Annotated in this window: 14 protein-coding genes; all 14 read left to right on the forward strand. The window is 53.2% G+C overall.

Annotation, left to right across the window (positions count from 1 at the left end):
• Window positions 1-127 precede the first annotated feature (127 nt).
• The 14 genes from pyrH (at window position 128) to dnaE (ending at window position 16,893) form a co-directional block, all read left to right on the forward strand.
• Window positions 128-853 carry a UMP kinase gene (gene pyrH, locus AC6I8X_RS04110; RefSeq protein ID WP_084872843.1) on the forward strand — a complete coding sequence of 242 codons (726 nt, stop codon included), beginning with the start codon at window positions 128-130 and terminating at the stop codon, window positions 851-853.
• Between the two features lie 160 nt (window positions 854-1,013).
• Entirely contained in the window at window positions 1,014-1,571 is a 558-nt protein-coding gene (gene frr, locus AC6I8X_RS04115) for a ribosome recycling factor (RefSeq protein WP_084878324.1), read from the forward strand.
• Between the two features lie 137 nt (window positions 1,572-1,708).
• Complete coding sequence (gene ispC, locus AC6I8X_RS04120) at window positions 1,709-2,911, forward strand: 1-deoxy-D-xylulose-5-phosphate reductoisomerase (RefSeq protein WP_497840617.1); 1,203 nt, start codon at window positions 1,709-1,711, stop codon at window positions 2,909-2,911.
• A gap of 166 nt (window positions 2,912-3,077) precedes the next feature.
• Window positions 3,078-3,830, forward strand: a complete 753-nt coding sequence (gene ispU / locus AC6I8X_RS04125) for a (2E,6E)-farnesyl-diphosphate-specific ditrans,polycis-undecaprenyl-diphosphate synthase (protein ID WP_299457318.1) — start codon at window positions 3,078-3,080, stop codon at window positions 3,828-3,830.
• Window positions 3,831-3,848: 18 nt separating this feature from the next.
• The gene (cdsA, locus tag AC6I8X_RS04130) at window positions 3,849-4,706 is read left to right on the forward strand and encodes a phosphatidate cytidylyltransferase (protein WP_313686005.1); all 858 of its coding nucleotides are present in this window, start codon (window positions 3,849-3,851) and stop codon (window positions 4,704-4,706) included.
• Between the two features lie 12 nt (window positions 4,707-4,718).
• Window positions 4,719-6,068 carry a sigma E protease regulator RseP gene (gene rseP, locus AC6I8X_RS04135; RefSeq protein ID WP_313686007.1) on the forward strand — a complete coding sequence of 450 codons (1,350 nt, stop codon included), beginning with the start codon at window positions 4,719-4,721 and terminating at the stop codon, window positions 6,066-6,068.
• A 51-nt stretch (window positions 6,069-6,119) separates the two neighbouring features.
• Window positions 6,120-8,531 carry an outer membrane protein assembly factor BamA gene (gene bamA / locus AC6I8X_RS04140; RefSeq protein WP_313686026.1) on the forward strand — a complete coding sequence of 804 codons (2,412 nt, stop codon included), beginning with the start codon at window positions 6,120-6,122 and terminating at the stop codon, window positions 8,529-8,531.
• Between the two features lie 106 nt (window positions 8,532-8,637).
• Entirely contained in the window at window positions 8,638-9,138 is a 501-nt protein-coding gene (locus AC6I8X_RS04145) for an OmpH family outer membrane protein (protein ID WP_299457315.1), read from the forward strand.
• Window positions 9,139-9,141: 3 nt separating this feature from the next.
• Complete coding sequence (gene lpxD / locus AC6I8X_RS04150) at window positions 9,142-10,167, forward strand: UDP-3-O-(3-hydroxymyristoyl)glucosamine N-acyltransferase (RefSeq protein WP_299457314.1); 1,026 nt, start codon at window positions 9,142-9,144, stop codon at window positions 10,165-10,167.
• A gap of 193 nt (window positions 10,168-10,360) precedes the next feature.
• Window positions 10,361-10,816 carry a 3-hydroxyacyl-ACP dehydratase FabZ gene (fabZ, locus tag AC6I8X_RS04155; RefSeq protein WP_013507953.1) on the forward strand — a complete coding sequence of 152 codons (456 nt, stop codon included), beginning with the start codon at window positions 10,361-10,363 and terminating at the stop codon, window positions 10,814-10,816.
• 3 nt (window positions 10,817-10,819) lie between these two features.
• Entirely contained in the window at window positions 10,820-11,608 is a 789-nt protein-coding gene (lpxA, locus tag AC6I8X_RS04160; RefSeq protein WP_313686015.1) for an acyl-ACP--UDP-N-acetylglucosamine O-acyltransferase, read from the forward strand.
• Window positions 11,609-11,611: 3 nt separating this feature from the next.
• Window positions 11,612-12,760, forward strand: coding sequence for a lipid-A-disaccharide synthase (gene lpxB / locus AC6I8X_RS04165; RefSeq protein WP_313686017.1), 1,149 nt, complete (start codon window positions 11,612-11,614; stop codon window positions 12,758-12,760).
• Window positions 12,753-13,379, forward strand: coding sequence for a ribonuclease HII (gene rnhB, locus AC6I8X_RS04170; protein ID WP_299457291.1), 627 nt, complete (start codon window positions 12,753-12,755; stop codon window positions 13,377-13,379). The genes lpxB and rnhB overlap by 8 nt, the downstream gene beginning before the upstream one ends.
• 31 nt (window positions 13,380-13,410) lie before the next feature.
• Window positions 13,411-16,893, forward strand: coding sequence for a DNA polymerase III subunit alpha (gene dnaE, locus AC6I8X_RS04175; protein WP_313686021.1), 3,483 nt, complete (start codon window positions 13,411-13,413; stop codon window positions 16,891-16,893).
• Window positions 16,894-16,900 lie beyond the last annotated feature (7 nt).

Raw genomic sequence — 16,900 nt, forward strand, 5'->3', positions numbered from 1 at the left:
TTTTTTGTCTGCATTTTGTTGCGGACGCATTTTCAGTCACTTCCCAATAGCTTTTTTCTCTTGCTAAGCGGATGATTGATCAGATTTAACTTCTCCTTTTCATCATATCTTCCAGGAAGAATTGACCATGGCGACCAACGCAAAACCTGTATATCAACGTATCCTGCTAAAACTGAGTGGCGAAGCACTGCAAGGTGCCGAAGGTTTTGGTATTGACGCGAGTGTGCTTGACCGCATGGCGCAAGAGGTGAAAGAGCTGGTTGAGCTGGGTATCCAGGTAGGTGTGGTTATTGGTGGCGGTAACCTGTTCCGTGGCGCGGGCCTGGCGCAGGCGGGTATGAACCGTGTGGTCGGTGACCATATGGGTATGCTGGCTACCGTGATGAATGGCCTGGCGATGCGCGATGCGCTGCACCGTGCCTATGTCAATGCGCGTCTGATGTCAGCGATTCCGCTGAATGGCGTATGTGATAACTACAGCTGGGCCGAAGCGATCAGCCTGCTGCGCAATAACCGTGTTGTGATTTTCTCTGCCGGTACTGGCAACCCGTTCTTTACCACCGACTCAGCCGCCTGCCTGCGTGGCATTGAAATTGAAGCGGACGTGGTGCTGAAAGCGACCAAAGTCGATGGCGTCTATTCTGCCGATCCGGTTAAAAATCCGGACGCAACGCTGTATGAACAGCTGAGCTATGCCGAAGTGTTGGATAAAGAGCTGAAAGTGATGGATCTGGCAGCCTTTACGCTGGCTCGCGATCATCAGCTGCCAATCCGCGTCTTCAACATGAACAAGCCTGGCGCACTGCGCCGCGTAGTGATGGGTGAAAAAGAAGGCACCCTGATTACGCATTAATACCCGACGCAAGATAAAATAGGGTATATTCTGTTGGCGCGGCGCTCGGGCGCTGCACCATACCCGAAGTATGACGGGTATCAGGATGATCGATGATTATCGATACCGCTTCCGGTTAGCCCGGAAATGGCCAGGTCAAACCGAATCCAAGGGTTTCAACGTGATTAACGAAATTAAAAAAGATGCTGAAACGCGCATGGACAAATGCGTGGAAGCATTCAAAAACACCATTAGCAAAGTGCGCACTGGTCGCGCTTCTCCCTCTCTGCTCGACGGCATTGTTGTTGAATATTACGGTACGCCAACGCCGCTGCGTCAGCTGGCTAGCGTCACTGTAGAAGATTCCCGTACGCTGAAAATCAACGTCTTCGATCGCTCCCTGGGTCCGGCAGTTGAGAAAGCGATTATGGCATCCGATCTGGGTCTGAACCCAAGTTCAGCAGGTAGCGACATCCGTGTTCCGCTGCCAGCGCTGACGGAAGAACGTCGTAAAGATCTGATCAAAATCGTCCGTGGCGAAGCGGAACAGGGTCGTGTGTCAGTACGTAACGTACGTCGCGATGCCAACGACAAGATCAAAGCGTTGCTGAAAGATAAAGAGATCAGCGAAGACGACGAACGTCGTACGCAGGATGAAATCCAGAAAATGACCGATGCACGCATCAAGAATGTTGATGCAGCACTGGCAGAGAAAGAAAAGGAACTGATGGAGTTCTGATTCCATCTTTGTCCGACAAACGCCGTCAAGAGAGGTATACCCATTTGGGAATGCACAATCTTGCGGCGTTTTATTTTTGTCCCTGCGGAAGAGGGCATTTTCTGCCTGCCTTCTCCGGAAAACACACGGAAAGCGTCATGAAGCGATTAACTCTGCTTGGTTCCACCGGCTCAATTGGTACCAGCACACTGGCAGTGGTGCGGGAAAATCCCGAGCAATATCAGGTAACAGCGCTGGTGGCTGGTCAGAATGTGGCGTTAATGGCCGAGCAATGCCAGCAGTTTGCGCCGCGTTATGCGGCGATGGCGGATGAAATCTCCGCACAGGCGCTGCGTGAGCGACTGAGAGCACTCAACATCAAAACTGAAGTGCTCTCCGGCGTTCAGGCTGCCTGTGAACTGGCTGCGCTGGATGAAGTTGATCAGGTGATGGCGGCGATTGTCGGTGCATCGGGTCTGCTGCCGACGCTGGCAGCCATTCGCGCCGGGAAAACCGTGCTGCTGGCGAATAAAGAATCTCTTGTCACATGCGGCCGCCTGTTTATGGAGGCGGTACAGCGCCATCAGGCCCGGTTATTGCCCGTTGATAGCGAGCACAATGCCATTTTTCAGAGTTTACCGGCTTCCATACAGCAACAGTTGGGGTACGCTGATTTGCGGGAGAACGGCATTGAGTCGATTATCCTCACGGGATCAGGTGGCCCTTTTCGTGACACGCCACTAGCTGAGTTAGCGGCCATGTCGCCGGATCAGGCATGTGCGCATCCGAACTGGTCAATGGGGCGTAAAATCTCTGTTGATTCAGCCACCATGATGAATAAAGGTCTTGAATACATTGAAGCCCGCTGGCTATTTAACGCAACGGATGCGCAGATGGAGGTGATCCTGCACCCGCAGTCGGTCATCCATTCTATGGTGCGTTATTGCGATGGTAGCGTGCTGGCGCAACTGGGATCGCCCGATATGCGTACCCCTATTGCTCACAGCATGGCATGGCCAGCACGTATTTCTGCCGGCGTGACACCGCTCGATTTCACCCGAATGAAAGCGCTGACCTTCGCTGAGCCAGATTACGCGCGCTATCCCTGCCTGAAGCTGGCAATTGACGCCTGCGCCACTGGCCAGGCCGCCACGACGACGCTGAATGCAGCGAATGAGGTGGCGGTCGCCGCATTTCTGCAGCATCAGATCCGCTTTACCGATATCGCAGCACTGAACAATGAAGTGCTGGCATCGCTGAGCTGCGGGGAACCCGATAGCGTTGAGGCGGTAGTGGAGATTGATCGGTTAGCGCGGGTATGTGCCACGGAAATGTTGCCACGTTTGCGCATAGCAGGTTGATTGTCCCCGCTATTTGTTAGCTCAGGGCGAAAATGGTATAGTCGCTCGCTCGCGTTTCACGGCCTGGCATTGTTTCGATGCCAGCCGACTGAAAAGTCGGTGTTTGCTGCAGGCGCAATGTATTCAGAAACCACAGCATTTCTGATTAAAGGAATTATTACGCGTTATGTCGTCCAACAATCACAACACATTCGATGACCGGTCTGATTGTACGCCGCGTCACGTGGCCATCATTATGGATGGTAATGGTCGCTGGGCAAAAAATCAGGGCAAACTGCGTATTTCAGGCCACAAAGCCGGGGTAAAATCAGTACGCCGGGCCGTCAGCTTTGCGGTCAGCCACAAGCTGGAAGCGCTCACACTTTACGCATTCAGTAGCGAAAACTGGAGCCGACCGATACAGGAAGTGACGGCCTTAATGGAATTGTTTGTCTGGGCGCTTGATAGTGAAGTCAAAAGCCTGCACAAACACAATGTACGTCTGCGTGTTATTGGCGACATCAGTCGTTTCAATTCCAGAATTCAGGAACGCATTCGTCGCGCCGAGGAACTGACTCAGCAAAATAATGGACTGACTCTCAACATTGCTGCCAACTATGGCGGTCGTTGGGATATTATCCAGGGTGCCAGAAAACTGGCCGAGCAGGTTCAGGAAGGTTTGTTACGTCCTGACCAGATAACCGAAGAGAGTCTGGCTCCGTACCTTTGTATGAATGAGCTGGCGCCGGTGGATTTAGTGATAAGGACCGGGGGAGAGCATCGGATTAGCAACTTCCTGCTGTGGCAAATCGCCTATGCTGAGTTCTGGTTTACCGATGTTCTTTGGCCTGATTTTGATGAACAAGTTTTTGAAGGTGCACTGAATGCTTTCTCTCTGCGGGAGCGTCGTTATGGCGGCGCTGCACCAGGCGGCGCCTGAGCAACCTGGGGGTAACCTTTGCTGAAGTCTCGTTTAATTACCGCGTTTATTTTAATCCCGCTGGTGATTGCTGCGCTGTTCTGGTTACCACTGTCCGGTTTTGCGATAACAACCATCATCATCTGTATGCTTGCCGCCTGGGAATGGGGGCAGCTGGCGGGTATGGCGACCCGTCAGCAGCGCATCTGGCTGGCTGTGCTTTGTGGCTTGCTGCTGGCTGTGATGCTATTCACGCTGCAACCTTATCAACGTGATTTGCACCAGGTGCAGATGGAAAGCTCGTTATGGGCGTCTCTTATCTGGTGGGTTGTGGCGTTGGTGCTGGTTCTATTCTATCCCGCCTCTGCGGCCGTCTGGCGTCATTCGCGCCCGCTACGTCTCCTGTTTGGTGTGCTCACCGTGATCCCCTTCTTCTGGGGCATGATGGCGTTGCGCCAGTATCATTACGATACCGATCATTTCGCCGGAGCCTGGTGGCTGCTGTTTGTCATGTTTCTGGTGTGGGGTGCTGATTCAGGTGCCTACATGTTTGGCCGGTTATTTGGTAAACACAAGCTGGCCCCTAAAGTCTCGCCGGGTAAAACCTGGGAAGGCTTCCTCGGTGGGTTAGTCTGCTCTGCCGTGATTGCCTGGCTGTTTGCCATGCTCGCGCCATTAACCATTGCCACGTCAACCCTGATTATCTGTGCTGTTATCGCCGCATTGGCTTCGGTACTGGGCGATTTGACAGAAAGTATGTTCAAACGTGAAGCCGGTATCAAAGACAGCGGTAACTTAATTCCGGGTCACGGTGGTATCCTCGATCGCATTGATAGCCTGACAGCGGCGGTGCCGGTCTTTGCCTGCCTGCTGCTGCTGGTGTTCCGCACCCTCTGAGGATAGGCGACGATGTTGAGCATACTCTGGAGTTTTGCAGCCTTTATTGTGGCGCTCGGCGTGCTGATTACCGTGCACGAGTTCGGCCATTTTTGGGTTGCGCGCCGTTGCGGTGTCAAAGTTGAACGCTTTTCGATTGGTTTTGGCAAAGCGCTGTTCAGTCGCCGCGACCGTCAGGGCACGGAATATGTCATTGCCCTGATCCCCCTTGGCGGTTACGTCAAAATGCTTGATGAACGCGTGGAGAGCGTTCCTGCTGAACTGCGTCATCAGGCCTTCAATAACAAAGCTATCTGGCAGCGTGCATCGATTATTGCTGCCGGACCGATTGCCAACTTTATTTTTGCCATCATTGCGTACTGGGCGGTGTTTATTCACGGCGTGCCCGGTGTGCGACCGGTTGTTGGTGAAATTTTGAACGGTTCCATTGCTGCGGAAGCGCAAATTACCTCCGGTATGGAACTTAAAGCGGTAGATGGTATCGAAACGCCTGATTGGGATGCGGTACGCATGGCACTGATCGGCAAAATCGGTGACCAAAGTACAACGCTAACCGTCTCGCAGTTTGGTGAACAGGCCACCCAGCAGAAGCAGCTGGATTTGCATGACTGGCAGTTTGAGCCAGACAAGCAGGACCCGGTGGTTGCGTTAGGTATTCGTCCGCGTGGACCGCAGATTGAAACGACCCTCGCCGAAGTGCAGGCTAACTCTCCGGCGAGTGAAGCCGGTTTGCAAGCGGGCGACAGGATCGTTAAAGTCGATGGTCAGCCGTTAACGCAATGGCAGACTTTTGTGGTGCAGGTGCGCGATAACCCCGGCAAAAACATGGCGCTGGAGGTGGAGCGTAACGGTGAATCGTTGGCATTAACGCTGACACCCGAAGCGAAGCCGGGTGATAAAGCGGAAGGTTTTGCAGGAGTTATCCCGCGAGTGATTCCGCTACCTGACGAGTACAAAACGGTAAGGCAGTATGGGCCTTTCGCCGCGATTGGTGAAGCCAGTGTAAAAACCTGGCAACTGATGAAGCTGACGGTTTCCATGCTGGGCAAGTTGATAACCGGGGATGTGAAGCTGAATAATCTGAGCGGGCCGATTTCGATCGCGCAGGGTGCCGGGTTATCAGCAGAATATGGGGTGATTTACTACCTGATGTTCCTGGCGCTTATCAGCGTCAACTTAGGGATAATTAACCTGTTCCCACTGCCGGTTTTAGATGGTGGACATTTGCTCTTTCTGGCGATCGAAAAGATCAAAGGTGGACCTGTGTCCGAGCGAGTTCAGGACTTTAGTTATCGCATTGGCTCAATTCTGCTGGTGCTGTTAATGGGGCTTGCACTTTTCAATGATTTCTCACGTCTGTAATAGCTGGAATGCAGACAGACGTGGGATGTGTTAGGAAAACGCATAACAACGATGGCGATGAAAAAGTTGCTCATAGCGTCGCTGCTGTTTAGCAGCGCCACCGTGTACGGTGCAGACGATTTCGTGGTGAAGGATATTCATTTCGAAGGGCTACAGCGAGTCGCCGTCGGCGCGGCTCTGCTAAGCATGCCGGTTCGTGTCGGCGATACAGTGAATGATGATGACATCAGAAATACCATTCGCTCACTGTTCGCCACCGGCAACTTTGAAGATGTTCAGGTTCTGCGCGACGGTACTACGCTGATTGTCCAGGTGAAAGAACGCCCGACCATTGCCAGCATCACTTTCTCCGGTAACAAAGCGGTGAAAGAAGATCAGCTGAAGCAAAACCTTGAAGCATCGGGTATCCGCGTCGGTGAAGCGCTTGACCGCACCACGCTCTCTTCCATTGAGAAGGGGCTGGAGGATTTCTACTACAGCGTCGGTAAATATACCGCCAGCGTCAAAGCCATTGCCACGCCGCTGCCGCGTAACCGTGTCGATCTGAAGTTTGTCTTCCAGGAAGGTGTTTCTGCACAGATTCAGCAGATCAACATCGTGGGCAACAAAGCGTTCAGCTCTGATGAACTGATTTCCCGCTTCCAGCTGCGTGACGAAGTACCGTGGTGGAACGTGGTGGGCGATCGTAAATACCAGAAACAGAAACTGGCCGGGGACCTCGAAACCCTGCGTAGCTTCTATCTGGATCGCGGTTATGCGCGTTTTAACATCGATTCAACGCAGGTGAGCCTGACGCCGGACAAAAAAGGCATCTACATCACCGTCAACATCACCGAAGGCGATCAGTACAAGATTGCCGGTGTGATTGTTAACGGCAGCATGGCAGGCCACTCGGCGGAAATTGAACATCTGACGAAAATCCCTGCGGGTGAGCTGTATAACGGCACTAAAGTCACCCAGATGGAAGATGACATCAAGAAACTGCTGGGCCGCTACGGCTATGCTTACCCGCGTGTGGTGACACAGCCGGAAATCAATGATGCCGATAAGACGGTAAAACTGCATATCAACGTTGATGCAGGTAACCGTTACTACGTGCGTAAAGTCCGCTTCGAAGGCAACGATACGTCGAAAGATTCGGTACTGCGTCGTGAGATGCGTCAGATGGAAGGTGCCTGGCTGGGTAGCGATCTGGTTGATCAGGGTAAAGAACGTCTGAACCGTACCGGTTACTTTGAAACTGTGGACGTGGATACCCAGCGCGTGCCGGGTTCACCTGATCAGGTAGACGTGGTCTACAAGGTGAAAGAACGTAATACCGGTACCTTTAACTTCGGCGTGGGCTACGGCACCGAGAGTGGTGTGAGCTTCCAGGTCGGTGTGACCCAGGATAACTGGCTCGGCACCGGTAACACCGTCGGTATCAGCGGTACCAAAAACGATTATCAGACCTACGCTGAATTCTCACTGACCGATCCGTATTTCACGGTGGACGGTGTCAGCCTGGGTGGTCGTATTTTCTATAACGACTTTAGAGCTGACGATGCTGACCTGTCTGACTACACCAACAGAAGTTATGGTCTTGATGGCACGCTGGGCTTCCCGATTAACGAGAACAACTCCCTGCGCGTTGGTTTAGGTTACGTACATAACGACCTGTCCAATATGCAGCCGCAGATTGCGATGTGGCGTTATCTCGACTCAGTAGGGAATCATCAGGGTCTGAATAAAGATGGTGATTATTCTGCCAATGACTTTACCTTCAACTATGGCTGGACATATAACACCCTTGACCGCGGGTTCTTCCCAACGTCGGGTAACCGTACCAACCTGAACGGTAAGATCACCATTCCGGGTTCAGACAACAGCTTCTACAAAGCGACGCTGGATACTCAGCAATACGTGCCGATTAACCAGGATCGTACCTGGGTGCTGTTGGGCCGTGGCCGTGTGGGCTATGGTGGCGGACTCGGTGGTAAAGAGATGCCGTTCTATGAGAACTTCTACGCCGGTGGTTCCAGCACCGTTCGTGGCTTCCAGTCCAACACCATTGGTCCGAAAGCTGCGTATCTGAACGATGGCTCGTCTACCTGTACGCTGTCCGATCCGAATGGCGTCTGTAAGTCGGATGATGCGGTGGGTGGTAACGCGATGGCAGTGGCCAGCCTTGAGCTGATCACACCAACACCGTTCCTGAGTGAGAAGTACGCTAACTCAGTACGTACCTCATTGTTTGTCGATGCCGGTACGGTCTGGGATACTAAATGGCAGAATACTGCTGAAACGCGTGCGGCAGGGATTCCTGACTACAGCGATCCAAACAATATTCGCGTATCCAGCGGTATCGCACTACAGTGGATGTCACCGTTGGGGCCGTTGGTGTTCTCATATGCCCAGCCGGTCAAGAAAGTCGAGGGAGACAAGTCAGAGCAGTTCCAGTTTAACATCGGTAAAACCTGGTAAAGCTCTGAGCAGGGAAGTGTATACCCAACGGGTATAAATAGCGTCTTGCAAGCGTGTAGTTCTGCTACACGCTGCAAACACACATGTTGAGGGTAAGGAGTTTATAGTGAAAAAGTTGTTCTGTGCCGCTGCTCTGGGTGTTGCATTAGCTGCTTCTGCTGGTGCCCAGGCGGCAGACAAAATCGCCGTTGTTAACCTGAGCCAGGTTTTCCAGCAGTCTCCGCAGCGTGCTGCTGTTGCTAAGCAACTTGAGAGTGAGTTCCAGGGCCGCGCCTCCGATCTCCAGTCTCAGCAGCAGAAAATTCAGCAGGAAATCCAGGATCTGCAGCGCAATGCTTCAACCATGAAAGCTAGCGATCGTACCAAGAAAGAGAAACAAATCTCCTCTGAGCGTGCGGCTTTCGAAGCAAAAGCTCAGGCTTTTGAAAAAGACAACCAGACCCGTCAGATGCAGGAGCGCAACAAGCTGCTGGCTAAAATCCAGACCGCAGTTCAGTCTGTAGCGAAAAGCGAAGGGTACGATCTGGTTCTGGACTCTCAGGCCGTGCTGTACACTTCTTCCGATGCTAAAGACATCACTGCAGACGTTGTAAAACAGGTTAAATAATCGATGTCATCTATTCGACTGGCTGATTTAGCCCAGCAGTTGGATGCAGAATTGCACGGAGATGGCGATATCGCCATCTCCGGCATTGCTTCTATGCAATCCGCCACAACTGGCCAAATCACTTTTCTTGCAAACAGCCGTTACCGCGAGCAACTCGCCCAGGTTCAGGCTTCGGCCGTGGTGCTGACGGAAGCGGATCTGGAGTGGTGTAATACGGCCGCGCTGGTGGTGAAAAATCCTTACCTGACTTACGCTCGCATGGCACAACTGCTGGACACCACGCCTCAGCCCGCGCAAAATATCGCGCCCAGCGCCGTGATCGACCCGACCGCGAAGCTGGGGAATAATGTGTCGGTAGGCGCGAATGCGGTGATCGAGTCCGGTGTTGAGCTGGGCGACGACGTCGTTATCGGTGCCGGATGTTTTGTCGGTAAGCAGACGCGTATTGGTCGCGGTTCACGTTTGTGGGCGAACGTGACGATTTATCACGAAATCCAGATTGGTCAGGATTGTCTGATTCAATCAGGCACCGTCATCGGTGCGGACGGATTCGGATATGCCAACGATCGCGGCAATTGGGTGAAAATCCCGCAGCTGGGAACGGTGATCATCGGTGATCGGGTGGAAATTGGTGCCTGCACCACCATCGATCGCGGTGCGCTGGATAACACTCTGATCGGCAATGGTGTTATCATAGATAACCAGTGTCAGATTGCGCACAACGTTGTGATCGGTGATAACACCGCGGTTGCTGGTGGTGTGATCATGGCGGGTAGTCTGAAGATTGGGCGTTACTGTATGATTGGCGGTGCCAGCGTCATTAACGGACATATGGAAATCTGTGACAAAGTGACTGTGACCGGAATGGGCATGGTCATGCGGCCGATCACAGAGCCTGGGGTATACTCTTCGGGTATTCCGCTGCAACCCAACAAAACCTGGCGTAAAACGGCAGCGCTGGTGATGAATATCGATGACATGAGCAAACGTCTCAAAGCCATCGAGCGTAAAGTCGGCAAAGACGACTGACGCCATCCCGCGTAACCCGCTTCATAATAAGTAGCGTACCTGCTTTCCACCTCAGCAGCTTTGAGGAAGTGCAGCAGGTATTGCAGAGAAGCGAAACGCCACCGAACTGATTTGCGGCCTGCAGATGATCATTTTGATCGATGCAGGCCGTGTTATTGTTGCCATCAGAATTTTTTAGGACAGGAAGAGTATTTTGACTACTGAAACGCATACTCTGAAAATTGAAGAGATTTTAGAATTGCTGCCGCACCGTTATCCATTTCTGCTGGTTGACCGCGTGCTGGAGTTTGAAGAGCATAAATATCTGCGTGCGGTGAAGAACGTTTCTGTTAACGAACCGTTTTTCCAGGGACACTTCCCTGGTAAACCGATTTTCCCTGGCGTTCTGATTCTGGAAGCTATGGCGCAGGCGACGGGCATTCTGGCGTTTAAAAGCGTTGGAAAACTGGAGCCGGGCGAACTTTACTACTTCGCAGGTATCGATGAAGCCCGTTTCAAGCGTCCGGTTGTGCCGGGCGATCAGATGATCATGGAAGTCACTTTCGAGAAAACCCGTCGTGGTCTTACTCGCTTCAAAGGTGTTGCTACCGTAGACGGTAAAATTGTCTGCGAAGCGACCATGATGTGTGCCCGTAGCCGGGAGGCATAATTAGTGATTGATTCAACCGCCAACATCCATCCCAGTTCTGTTATCGAAGAAGGCGCCATTATCGGTGCCAATGTTCACATCGGCCCGTTTTGCTTCATTGGTGCTAACGTGGAAATTGGTGAAGGTACGGTGCTTAAATCGCATGTGGTGGTGAATGGCCATACGCGTATCGGTAAAGACAACCAGATCTATCAGTTTGCTTCCATTGGTGAAGTAAATCAGGACCTGAAGTATGCCGGTGAACCGACCCGCGTGGAAATTGGTGATCGCAACCGCATCCGCGAAAGCGTCACCATTCACCGTGGTACGGTGCAGGGTGGCGGTTTGACTAAAGTCGGCAGTGACAATCTGCTGATGGTGAATGCCCATATCGCGCATGACTGTGTGATTGGCAATCGCTGCATTTTCGCCAATAACGCCACGCTGGGCGGCCATGTCACCGTTGATGATTTTGCGATCATTGGCGGTATGACCGCCGTGCACCAGTGGTGCACCATTGGCGCACATGTGATGGTCGGTGGTTGTTCTGGCGTGGCTCAGGACGTGCCTCCTTATGTCATCGCGCAGGGTAACCATGCAACACCTTTTGGTATCAATATCGAAGGTCTGAAGCGTCGTGGTTTCAGCAAAGAAGCACTGCATGCGATTCGCAATGCCTATAAATTATTGTATCGCAGCGATAAAACGCTGGAAGAAGCCAAGCCGGAAATTGAAGCACTGGCAAAAGTTCACAGCGAAGTGCAGCCTTTCTATGACTTCTTTGCCCGTTCTACCCGTGGGTTGATTCGTTAATCCATGTCAGTGCGTCCCCTGACTATTGCCCTGGTCGCCGGAGAAACCTCCGGCGATATTCTTGGTGCCGGACTTATTCGCGCGTTAAAGGCGCGTCACCCTGATGCGCGTTTTGTTGGCGTTGCGGGCCCGCGTATGCAGGCTGAGGGCTGCGAAGCCTGGTATGAGATGGAAGAACTGGCGGTGATGGGCATTGTTGAAGTGCTGGAGCGTCTGCCGCGCTTATTGAAAATCCGTCGCGACCTGACGCAACGTTTCACTGAACTGCAACCGGACGTGTTCGTAGGCATTGATGCGCCAGATTTTAATATCACGCTGGAAGGTCGCCTGAAACGTGCGGGTATCCGTACCATCCACTATGTCAGTCCGTCTGTCTGGGCCTGGCGTCAAAAGCGCGTATTTAAAATCGGTCGTAACACCAATCTGGTGCTGGCATTTCTGCCGTTTGAAAAAGCGTTCTACGACCGTTTCAACGTGCCATGCCGTTTTATCGGGCATACCATGGCCGATGCGATGCCAATGCAACCCGATAAGCAGGCGGCACGGCGTGATTTAGGCATTGCCGACGATGCGATTTGCCTTGGCCTGTTGCCGGGCAGCCGTGGTGCAGAAGTCGAAATGCTGAGCGCTGATTTTCTGCGTGCCGCGCAGCTGCTGCGCCAGCGTTACCCGACACTGGAAATTGTTGTGCCGTTGGTAAACGCCAAACGCCGCGAACAATTCGAGCAGATCAAAGCCGAGGTTGCACCAGAGCTGCCGATGCATCTGCTGGATGGCAAAGGGCGTGAGGCGATGATCGCCAGCGATGCAGCGATTCTGGCATCAGGTACGGCAGCCCTGGAATGTATGCTGGCAAAATGTCCGATGGTGGTGGGTTATCGTATGAAACCCTTCACTTTCTGGCTGGCGAAACGACTGGTGAAAACCCCGTATGTTTCTTTACCGAATTTACTCGCCGGGCGTGAATTGGTGAAAGAGCTGTTGCAGGATGAGTGCCAGCCGGAGGCATTAGCCGCCGCACTGGAACCGCTGCTGCATGCTGGCCCGGAGCGTGATGCGTTGCTCAACACCTTTAACGAGCTACATGCACAGATTCGCTGGAATGCCGACGAGCAGGCCGCGGATGCCGTATTGGAGATTGCCCATGGCTGAGTTTATTTATCCAGATGCGCGTTTGATTGCGGGTGTTGACGAAGTGGGGCGTGGTCCGCTAGTCGGTGCGGTGGTGACTGCTGCGGTGATTCTGGATCCGGCAAAACCGATCGTGGGTCTGGCCGATTCCAAGAAGTTGTCAGAAAAACGCCGTGTGGCGTTGTATGAAGAGATCAAAGAGAAAGCGCTGGCGTGGAGTCTCGGACGCGCCGAGCCAGAAGAGATCGATCAGCTGAACATCCTGCACGCGACCATGCTGGCGATGCAGCGTGCGGTAGCCGGTCTGGCGCTGGTGCCCGATTTTGTGTTGATTGACGGTAATCGTTGTCCGGCATTGCCCATGCCTTCACAGGCGGTGGTAAAAGGCGATAGTCTGGTGGCGGAGATCAGTGCTGCGTCGATCCTGGCCAAAGTGACGCGCGATCGTGAAATGGCCGAGCTGGATTTGCTGTTCCCTCAGTATGGTTTTGCGCAGCACAAGGGTTATCCTACGGCGCTGCACATGGAAAAACTCACTCAGCATGGTGCCACACCCCATCACCGTCGCAGTTTTGCGCCGGTACGTAACGCCTTGATTGATGCCGACGTGCTGGCCGCGCGTCAGCCGACTACGCTTTAATAGCCTGACGCTGTTTTAACCGGAAACTGATATGGCTGAACCCCGTTTTATACATCTGCGTGTCCACAGTGACTACTCAATGGTTGATGGCCTGGCGAAGACCGGGCCGCTGGTAAAAAAAGCTGCCTCATTAGGTATGCCAGCCATCGCCATTACCGACTTCACCAACCTGTGCGGGTTAGTGAAGTTCTATGGCACAGCGCATGGTGCCGGGGTGAAACCGATTATCGGCGCTGATTTTAACGTTGCCAGTGAGCTGATGGGCGATGAACTCACTCAGCTTACCGTGCTGGCGGCCAATAACACCGGTTATCAGAACCTGACGTTGTTGATTTCACGCGCTTATCAGCGCGGCTACGGTATTGCTGGCCCGGTGATTGATCGTGACTGGCTGGCTGAGTATCAGGAAGGCTTGATTCTGCTTTCCGGTGGTCGCCGTGGTGATGTGGGGCGTAGCTTGCTGCGCGGCAACAACGCACTGGTAACGCAGTGTCTGGCGTTTTATCAGCAACACTTTCCCGATCGCTATTATCTCGAACTGACACGTACGGGCCGCCCGGATGAAGAAAGCTATCTGCACTCCGCAGTAGAACTGGCAATAGCGCAAGGCGTGCCGGTGGTGGCGACCAATGAAGTTTGCTTCCTGAATGAAGACGATTTTGATGCACATGAAATTCGTGTGGCAATCCACGACGGCTATACGCTGGACGATCCTAAGCGCCCACGTAACTACAGCCCTCAGCAATATATGCGTAGCGAAGCGGAAATGTGCGAGTTGTTCTCGGACATCCCGGAAGCGCTGGAAAATAGCGTAGAAATTGCTAAGCGTTGTAACGTCACGGTGCGTCTCGGTGAATACTTCCTGCCGCAGTTCCCCACCGGTGATATGACCACTGAAGACTTCCTGGTGCTGAAATCGCAGGAAGGTCTGGAAGAACGTCTGGAGTTCCTGTTTCCCGACCCGGCAGTACGCGCCGAGAGGCGGCCGGAATATGATGAACGTCTGGAGATTGAGCTCAACGTTATTAACCAGATGGGTTTCCCCGGTTACTTCCTGATCGTTATGGAGTTTATCAAGTGGTCGAAAGATAACGGCGTACCTGTGGGGCCAGGACGTGGTTCCGGTGCCGGTTCGCTGGTGGCCTATGCGCTAAAAATCACCGACCTTGATCCGCTGGAATTTGACCTGCTGTTCGAACGTTTCCTTAACCCGGAACGTGTGTCGATGCCTGACTTTGACGTCGATTTCTGCATGGAAAAACGCGATCAGGTGATTGATCATGTGGCAGAAATGTACGGTCGTGATGCGGTATCGCAGATCATTACCTTCGGTACCATGGCGGCTAAAGCGGTTATCCGTGACGTAGGCCGCGTGTTGGGTCATCCCTATGGTTTCGTCGATCGCATCTCCAAACTGGTGCCACCCGATCCGGGCATGACGCTGGAAAAAGCCTTTGCTGCCGAGCCGCAACTGCCGGAAATCTACGAGGCAGATGAAGAGGTTAAAGCGCTGATCGATATGGCGCGTAAGCTGGAAGGTGTCACGCGTAACGCCGGTAAACACGCCGGTGGTGTGGTGATCGCGCCGACCAAAATCACCGATTTTTCCCCGTTGTATTGCGATGAAAGCGGCAATCATCCGGTGACACAGTTTGATAAGAATGATGTGGAATACGCGGGGCTGGTGAAGTTCGACTTCCTCGGCCTGCGTACGCTCACCATTATCGACTGGGCGCTGAAGATGATAAACCCGCGCCGCGAGAAGCAGGGGCTGGAACCGATTGATATCGCTGCCATTCCGCTCGATGACAAAAAGAGTTTTGACATGCTGCAACGCGCGGAAACTACCGCGGTGTTCCAGCTTGAATCGCGCGGCATGAAAGATCTGATCAAACGTTTGAAGCCGGACTGCTTCGAAGACATGATCGCACTGGTGGCTTTGTTCCGTCCTGGTCCGTTGCAATCAGGCATGGTGGATAACTTTATCGACCGTAAGCATGGTCGTGAAGCGATCTCTTATCCGGATATTGAGTGGCAGCACGAGTCGCTGCAACCGGTGCTGGAACCTACCTATGGCATCATTCTTTACCAGGAACAGGTCATGCAGATCGCCCAGGTGCTATCCGGTTACACCCTCGGCGGTGCGGATATGTTGCGTCGTGCGATGGGTAAAAAGAAACCGGAAGAGATGGCGAAGCAGCGCTCGGTGTTCCAGGAAGGCGCAGAGAAGATGGGCGTCAACGGCGAGCTGGCGATGAAGATCTTTGACCTGGTGGAGAAATTCGCCGGTTATGGCTTCAACAAATCGCACTCCGCAGCTTACGCACTGGTTTCTTATCAAACGCTGTGGCTGAAAGCACACTACCCGGCAGAATTTATGGCGGCGGTAATGACCGCTGATATGGATAACACCGAGAAGGTGGTGGGGCTGGTGGACGAGTGCTGGCGTATGGGCCTCAAGGTTCTGCCGCCGGATATCAACGCCGGGCTTTATCCGTTCCACGTTAACGATGATGGTGAAATTGTTTACGGCATCGGTGCCATCAAAGGGGTGGGTGAAGGCCCGATCGAAGCGATCCTCGAAGCGCGTAATCGCGATGGTTACTTCAAAGAGCTTTTCGATCTCTGTGCGCGTACCGATACCAAAAAGATCAACCGGCGGGTGATGGAAAAACTGATCATGTCCGGGGCGTTTGATCGCTTAGGGCCGCATCGTGCAGCACTGATGAGCTCGCTTAGCGATGCGCTGAAAGCGGCCGATCAGCACGCGAAAGCTGAGGCCATAGGCCAGGCGGATATGTTTGGCGTACTGGCGGAAGAACCGGAGCAGGTGGAGAAATCCTATGCCAGCGTGGCGCCATGGCCGGAACAGATTCAGCTGGATGGCGAACGTGAAACGCTGGGTCTGTATCTCACCGGCCATCCGATTAATCAGTATCTGAAAGAAATTGAACGTTACGTCGGCGGCATGCGCCTCAAGGACATGCATCCGACCGATCGTGGTAAAGTGACCGTCGCGGCGGGGCTGGTAATTTCAGCCCGGACGATGGTCACCAAGCGCGGCAACCGAATTGGTATCTGTACTCTGGATGACCGCTCTGGTCGTCTGGAAGTGATGTTATTTACCGATGCATTGGATAAATACCAGCAATTGCTGGAGAAGGACCGAATCCTGATCGTCAGCGGACAGGTCAGCTTTGATGACTTTAGTGGCGGCCTTAAAATGACCGCCCGTGAAGTGATGGACATTGACGAAGCGCGGGAAAAATACGCGCGTGGTCTTGCTATCTCGCTGACGGACAGGCAAATTGATGACCAGCTTTTAAACCGTCTCCGCCAGTCTCTGGAGCCTCATCGTTCCGGGACTATTCCGGTGCATCTCTATTATCAGAGAGCAGATGCGCGGGCGAAGCTGCGCTTTGGTGCAGCGTGGCGTATTTCGCCCAGCGATCGTTTACTCAACGATTTGCGGTTGTTAGTTGGGTCGGAGCAGGTGGAACTGGAGTTTGACTAAAACAGGA

It is taken from the genome of Pantoea sp. X-Soil-TKNS-1280 (assembly GCF_059730475.1).